Raw genomic sequence first — 3,637 nt, forward strand, 5'->3', positions numbered from 1 at the left:
ACAAACGCCCATGTCATGCCGAAGACGCGGGGATAGCCCGCGAATGGGCCGGTGACGAGTTTTGGGAGCTGGCGGTAATAGCCCGGCGGCAAATCGGTGCTGATCTGACGGATCTGCCTTTCCACCAAATGAAAATTGTCGATCAGCCACTCTCCCGCGGGCGTGATCTGGCGCCCATCGTCGATCGCCTTCACGATCGATCGATAGGACGACAGAAGGACCGTGGAATTGTTGGCAAGCCGGGCGGCCAGGGACAGGCCGCGGGTCGGACGGGAAGCTACGGTCTGCGCGACCGCAAGACTTTTTGCATGCGCCTCAAGGCGCTCGACGCCGAACAATTCCTCACGGATCGGCTGCTCGCTATCCCATGGCGACGGTTTCTTGAAAAATCCGAGGAAGCGATGCGTCGGGATTGCGGGCTTGGCCGTCAGCACTGGGTTCGACAAATGTCGGGCCTCCCCATGGGCTCGCGAGGCCGAAGAGGTCGCAAGCCGGAACCCGGCCGGGCTCTCACGCGCCAACGCCCGATCGGCACAATTGATCCTCCGCGCCGACATGGCACTGCTGTTTATCCGGCGCGTAAAGCCCATGATACGCGCCCGCTGAACGCCCACGGCAGCCTCGGAAACTACCTACGCCAGGAGTCCCCGTTCGAGGTTGGCAGCGCGGCGCTGCGGAAATCAGCTCCTGCGCGCAGTTGATGATCGCGTCGACGAAGACGTTGAAGCGATGAACTCGTCGGCTTTAGTAGATGAGGGAAAGGCCGCGAAACAGGGGGACTTTGATAAGGTCCATCAGAAGAGCGAAGACGACGGCGCCGCCGAGCGCGCCCGCGACCACAAGCAAGGGCAGAGGCGCCATCGCAATCCCCGCCACGGCGAGGATGCAGGCGATCGAGGTGTCGCCGAAAGAGGAGGCGATGAGCCACCAGCTTGGTCGCGACGACCACATGCGCCGTCTCTCGCGATTGTTGTAAGTCGTCGCCTGGTTGCCGCAAACGAGGGTCACGAAGGCGAGCGTCCTCAATGTCTCAATGGTGTAGCCCGCGACAAAGTCGCCGACCGCGAGGACGCCGAGACAAAACACGAGTTCTCCCAGCACCATGACGGCGCCCGCAATCGTCACTCTCCCGATGCGCCAGGAATTGGGGTGCGGAGAAGGGTGGACGTTGTCGGTCGTCAGCGACATTCCGAGAAAGTCGCCGACAATCATGATCAACACCATCAGCAGCGGCGTCAGAATCGCGTGCCCGGTCATGAGCAGCCCTGCCGCGATGAACAGCACTTGAACGATCTTCTTGTTAATGGAGTTCAGCGTATAGGTAAGGATGCGTTGAAAAATGATCCGCCCTTGCTTGACCGCCGAGACAATGCCGGCGAGGCCGGGCGCGGTGAGCACCATGCCCGCGGCTGACTTCGCGACGTTCGTCGCCGTGGACACCGCGATCCCGATTTGCGCCTGGCGAAGCGCTGGCCCGTCGTTGGCGCCATCGCCGCACATGCCGACCGTGTGATCGGCGCTCTGATAGGTCTTCACCAGATTGAACTTGTCCTCGGGCAAGACCCCGGCGAAGACAGAGTAGTCCTCGAGGCGAACGCGATCCGAGAGGCCGCCGGGCGGACAGAGCGCGCTGCGAAGACCGACGGAACGCGCCACCGCGAGGGCCGTCGCGGGCGCGTCGCCCGACACCATCACCACCTTGACGCCGAGCGCGTGAAGCTCCTGGACGAGAGCGGCCGAGTCGTCCCTGGGGGGATCAGTCAAAGCGACAAGACCCACCAATTTCATCGACGCGCCGGACCCCAGGGCGACGGCCATCACGCGCATGCCCTGCGATTCGAGCGACTTCGCCTCAGCTTCCGCCGATGGCGATGGTTCGGCGAGGGCTAGCACGGTTGCGAACGCGCCCTTCACGATGCGGAGCCTCTCTCCGTTCGAGCCCGTAACCGTCGCCTCTGACATGCGCTTGGCCGGATCGAACGGAGAGAACGAGACGAGCTTGAATTTGGCGGCTCCGCCTTTCGCGCCGGCGGCCGCGCGGATAGCGAGATCCACAGGATCTTGTCCGCCTTCGGCGCTCGCGAATGCCGCGGCCGAGAGCACATCGGCTTCGGTGAACGAACCCATTGGCCGTGTCTGCCCGACTGTGAGTTCGTTTCGCGTCAGCGTGCCGGTTTTGTCTGCGCACAGGACGTCCATGGTTCCGGCTTCGTCCACGGCGGAAAGCCGCGTCGGGAGCACGCCGAGCTTGGCGAGATCGCGTGCGCCGATCGCTGCTGCGAGCGTGAAGGTCGGGGGCAGCGCGACCGGTATCGACGCGAGAACCGCCGTGAGGATGAGGCGAACGATCTCAGCGATCGGCATCTGAAGAAAGTACGCGTAGCCTGTCAGCCCCACGATGAGGATGCCGTTAAACGCGGCGATATTGCGTACGACGCGGAAGACCGTACTCTGCTCTGCACTAACGACATGGGCAGTGCGCACCAGCTCCGCCGTGCGGCCAAACTTCGTCCTCGCGCCCGTCGCGGACACCTCGGCCACCGCCTCTCCGCGGCGGATCAAGGCCCCGGCATAGGCCGCGGCGCCGTCACCCGCCTCGACGGGCGCTGACTCCCCGGTGAGCAGGGACTGGTCGAGCAAAACTTCACCGGATTGAATTTTCGCGTCTGCAGGAACCAGTGCGCCCAGCGTTAGCTTCACCACATCGCCCGGCACAAGCTCTGCGGCGGGGACGAGTTTCCAGATCCCGTCGCGTCGAATCGATGCCGTGATCGCAAGGCGCGATTTCAATGCGGCAAGCGTGGCTTGCGCCCGACTCTCCTGAAAATAGCTGAGGGCCGCGTTGAAAACGAGGAGAACCCCGATGACCGTGGCCTCGACGAACTTGCCCATCGCGAGCTCGAGGGCGATCGCTCCCTCAAGCATCCAGGGAACTGGAGACCAGAACTTTTCGAGCACCCGGCGGAGCGCATGCGCGCTCACATCCGGGATTGCATTGGGACCAAACGCGTGCCGCCGCCGATCCGCCTCTGCGCTGGTCAGTCCGATCGGCGAGCTCGCGGCCGCGATTTTCGCCAGCGCCGCGACCCGTGTCTTTTCGTCAGCAGCTCCGATCGTCATAGTAAGCAACCAAACTGATCATGATTGTCACCGCCTGCGCGTCGGCGTCGACCAGGGGCTAGAATTGAATCGACGGGCCGTCGGTTCAATTCTTTGCGGGGCCGACCCTGGCCCATGTCGCCTCCAAATCCGGGGACGCACGCTCGTAAGCCGCTTTGGCCTTGTCCCAACCGTCTTCGCCGGCGGCGTCGAGCGCGCTCGATGCCTGTTCGACGTGGCTCCAGGCGCTTTGAATTTCGCGTAACGCCGCCCGGTCAGCCGCTGTCGCTTTCGCCTGCGTTCGCGCCGCGAAATCTTCGATCATGCTGCGCCATTGCGCCATTGCGGCATCCTTCGTTTGGACGTAAGTCTTTCGGGCAGCCGGATTCTCAGCGGCAGCCAAATGAATCGTGCTGGCGCTGGCTCGTAGCGGGTTGAACAGCGTGACCCCGGCTTGGGCAGTTCCCGCCAGGACAAACGGGCCGACAACCAATGCGGCAAGCAAGATCTTCATTTCGAAATCCTCATCAAGCGTCGA

3 protein-coding genes are annotated in these 3,637 nt (G+C 63.3%); all 3 read right to left on the bottom strand.

What is annotated here, in order from left to right:
• Window positions 1-338, bottom strand: a 338-nt coding sequence (locus ACLP25_RS11265) for a hypothetical protein (protein WP_442469287.1), incomplete at its 3' end; no start/stop codon positions are given.
• A 406-nt stretch (window positions 339-744) separates the two neighbouring features.
• Entirely contained in the window at window positions 745-3,120 is a 2,376-nt protein-coding gene (locus ACLP25_RS11270; RefSeq protein WP_442469288.1) for an HAD-IC family P-type ATPase, read from the bottom strand.
• 85 nt (window positions 3,121-3,205) lie between these two features.
• Window positions 3,206-3,637 (bottom strand): hypothetical protein (locus ACLP25_RS11275; RefSeq protein ID WP_442469289.1); only part of this gene is annotated, 432 nt, incomplete at its 5' end.

This window comes from Roseiarcus sp. (genome assembly GCF_052145395.1).
GTDB lineage: Bacteria > Pseudomonadota > Alphaproteobacteria > Rhizobiales > Beijerinckiaceae > Roseiarcus.

What these genes read in the sequence shown, in the direction of transcription:
- ACLP25_RS11270 (WP_442469288.1), bottom strand. Translation starts at nt 3,120, where the DNA reads ATGACGATCGGAGCTGCTGACGAAAAGACACGGGTCGCGGCGCTGGCG.